General features: G+C 50.5%; 2 protein-coding genes. Both read right to left on the reverse strand.

The genetic code is table 11. The features are described 5' to 3' along the window. Positions 1-2,741: UvrD-helicase domain-containing protein (locus ACOJTG_RS10475; protein WP_420153764.1), on the reverse strand; the 2,741-nt coding region annotated here is incomplete at its 3' end. A 98-nt stretch (positions 2,742-2,839) separates the two neighbouring features. Next, the gene (locus ACOJTG_RS10480) at positions 2,840-3,376 is read right to left on the reverse strand and encodes a hypothetical protein (protein ID WP_420153765.1); all 537 of its coding nucleotides are present in this window, start codon (positions 3,374-3,376) and stop codon (positions 2,840-2,842) included. Positions 3,377-3,490 lie beyond the last annotated feature (114 nt).

Here is a 3,490-nt window from a genome sequence, read left to right on the forward strand (position 1 = left end):
CCTTCGTCCGAATCGACGTAACTCGCAAAAAACTGTCCGACGGTATCTTTTAAAGGCTCGCCCTTCTTGCTCCGTTTTACTTCCATCGACACGTATAAGCGTTCAACGGCACGGGTCAGGGCCACGTACAACAGATTTAGATTATCGAGAAAGGTTTGCTCCGTTTCGCGTTCGTATTCGGCTTTCAGGTGCGTTTGAGCGAGTTTCTGCGTCACCGAAAAAGGAGCGGTACGCAAACGACGAAGCTGACGCTCGCCACTCTCGGGCAGTTGTAGTTCCTCTAACTCGACTTCCTCCAGATCTCCCCAGATTTCGTCCCACTGATTCGACGTGAAGCTCCAGTTGGCGTACGGTAATAAGACAACCCCGTACTCCATTCCTTTCGACTTGTGGATCGTCTGAATCGTAACGGCGTCACTGCCTTCCGGGGTATTGACGCACAATTTGTTTTTTTGCTGTTCCCAATCCTGCACGAAATCGCTCAGATGGCCGCTTTTGCGAACGGAGAAATCCTGAGCGTAGTCCAGAAACCGAAACAGGTATGGAGCCTGAGCGGGTACGTCGAATAGTCGGAAACGGGCAATCAGTTCTTCGCAAAGTTCGAACAGTCCGAACTTACGTAATACCGAAGGCTCCAGGGTTTGTCCTTCTTCTTTCAGCCACGTCCAGAAGGCTTTCCAATCCGTCGATTCCACCATGGCCCGGATCCGGGTGTTGATTTCCTCATTCGGAACTTTCCCCTGAATGTCTTTCAAATACAGGTAGGCTGCTTCGTATTTGACCAGCGGCTGATCGGGGGCATCCAGAACCCGCAAAAACGCCATGACTAAATTCACCGCTACCGAGGCACTCACCAGCAGTGAATCGGCGGAAATAACCGGAATCCGATGGGCGGTTAGGGTATCCGCCAGCAGCCGGGCGTGCCGGTTTTTCCGACACAGAATCGCAATGTCTTTGTAGGTGTATCCCTCAGCCCGGCAGGCATTGATCTGGTTGATAACAAAGGCGGGCGTTGGTTCCGTATCCGCCTCCGTTTCCAGAAAATCGATCTGTACGTGTCCACCGCACTTGGGGTTTACTTCGGGCGTTTTCTGGAAATAGGTTTGATAAATACGCGGCGTCACCTGCCATTCTTCCCGAATCTGATGATCCAGCACATGCTTTAACAGGTCATTGTTGAAATCAACAATTTCCTTACAGCTCCGCCGATTGTAGTTGAGCACCTCCGGTTGCAAATGCCGGGAAATGGTCAGCAGACGATCGCCTACGTTCCAGTTAATGGTATTCCCGGGCGGCAGCATCGGCGACAGATCACTGCCTTTGCTCTGGTGAAGATGGACCAGCTGCTCCATTTCTCCCCCTCTAAAGCGGTAGATACTTTGCTTCGCGTCACCCACTACAAGATTGTAATGACTGGAGGATAAGCTATTGTCAATCAGCGGCATAAAGTTCAGCCACTGAAGTTGTGATGTATCCTGAAACTCGTCAATGAGGATGTGATGAAACTTCTCCCCGAGTCGTTCGTACAAAAAGGGTACGGGCTCTTCTAATACAATGTTGAGAATGGACTGGTTGAAGCGGGAGATGTGAATTTGTCCGGAGTGATCCTCAATAGCCTTTACTTCATCGGACAGTTGCTTGAGCAGGGCCAGTTTGTGCAAATGTTTCTCTAACTCCTGACACAGCGTATATTTTTCAATCTGACTCTCGTACAGATTGACCACTTCACGGCCCACCACTTCCAGCTCTGCTTCAATACGTTCAAACTGGGAAAGAATCAGGAGGGGTGTTTTAGCTTTCATCCAGTTTTGCTCCCGCCGGATGACGGCCTGTAAACGCGAGGAAACTCCTTCGGCGAACTGCTTCTGTCCGTCGCGTACCTTTTGCAGAAAACCGGCAGCTCCCGTAGCTCCGTAATTGAAATCACTAACGGTCAGAGCTGCCTTCTCCTCAATGAGTTCCATAGCCAGGCGGCCCAGGCGGCGGTACTCCTCCTCCTGACACTGGCAGTATTCACGAATCTGTCGGCGTATTTCCCAAAAGTCTTCCGTACTGAGTTCGGATAACTTTTTCAGGGCATCCCGGTGTTTATCATCCAGAATCTTCTTGCCCACGGTTTGTAATTCCGTTCGCAGGGAGGTCCAGCTTTTGCCTTCATCGGCCATTTCGGCCACGAGTTCTTCCAGTACCAGCGTCAGTTGGCTAAACTCCGTCTGCCCTACCTTACTCAGTAACTGTTCTACCCCGGCGGCTACGATTACATCCGACTCCAGACTTACTTCAAAGTTGTAGGGAATGCCCAGTTCTTCCGTAAACGCCGCCACTACCCGTTGCGTAAAGCTATCGATGGTGGAGACGGACAATCGGCTATACTGATGGAGGAGCACCTGGAAGGTTTGAGCCGAACGTTTTTCGAGTTCTGCTTCCGTAATCGGTTGTCCCGTCTGAGGGTCCGTGATTTCCTGTAAGAGCAGTTGTCGGTAGGCTTCTACTTTCCGCCGAGCTGTTTCGTCGAGCGTACGGTATCGGCTGATTCCCTGCAAGGTTTGCAGGATTCGGCTTTTCATTTCATGAGCCGCATCATTCGTAAACGTTACGGCCAGAATATGCTGGAAGTACGAAGGACTAAACTGCGACAGGCCTTCTTCGTTTGGATGACTCGATAGAGCCAGTTTCAGAAACTCTTTGGCAAGCGTAAAAGTCTTTCCTGACCCCGCCGAAGCCGCGTAAATCGTAAACATTACCGATGAAAAAAGCAGGCTGGGCCTGCTTTCGTTTAATACTATCTCAAGTTACGGTCGTTTCGTATAAAATCCCGCTGCTTTCTGGATTTTTCACCTTAAAAATTAAAGCGAACGCCAATGCCTCCCTGTACATGCATGAAGATCGGTACGGGTAGTAATTCTACGTACAAACCAGCATCCGCAAAGAGAGACAACGGTGAATCCCGCAGGAAGTACTCGACGCCAGCCAGACCACTCGCTCCAATCCCCGTTTTATTTTCGTAGCCATTAATAGAGGCCAGACGATCCGGGAAACTCCGGCGACTGGTAATCTGTCCCCCAAATCCGTAGTACGCCTGAAAACGTTTGCCTTCGTTGCCCGTATGGAAGAGGTAATTGGCGTTCAGGGTCCAGCCCGTATTCTTGAATCGGCCGTGTGGACCGTACTTCCGCTCCCGTCCCCAAAGCATCCCGTAGGTACCTAAGCCCACGTCAATAGCCCGATTATTGTTGAGGTACATCCGGGCATTGAGGCCCAGGGGCTCTCCTACTTTAAAGCCGACGGCGTACTTCTTTGCCTGACCAAAACTAACGTGTGAACCGGCGAGCAGAACGCCCACCAGAAGGACCGAAATACGGAAAAAGTTTTTCATTGGTTGGTTAAACGATAACATGGAGGGATAATCGATATAAGGAAGGAGATCTGAATTCAGACCTCCTTCGCCATACACAAGCAAAATTTGTACTAGTCGTGAACAATCGCTCGG

The sequence above is a fragment of the Siphonobacter sp. genome, from assembly GCF_048595215.1.
In the GTDB taxonomy this organism is placed as follows: domain Bacteria; phylum Bacteroidota; class Bacteroidia; order Cytophagales; family Spirosomataceae; genus Siphonobacter.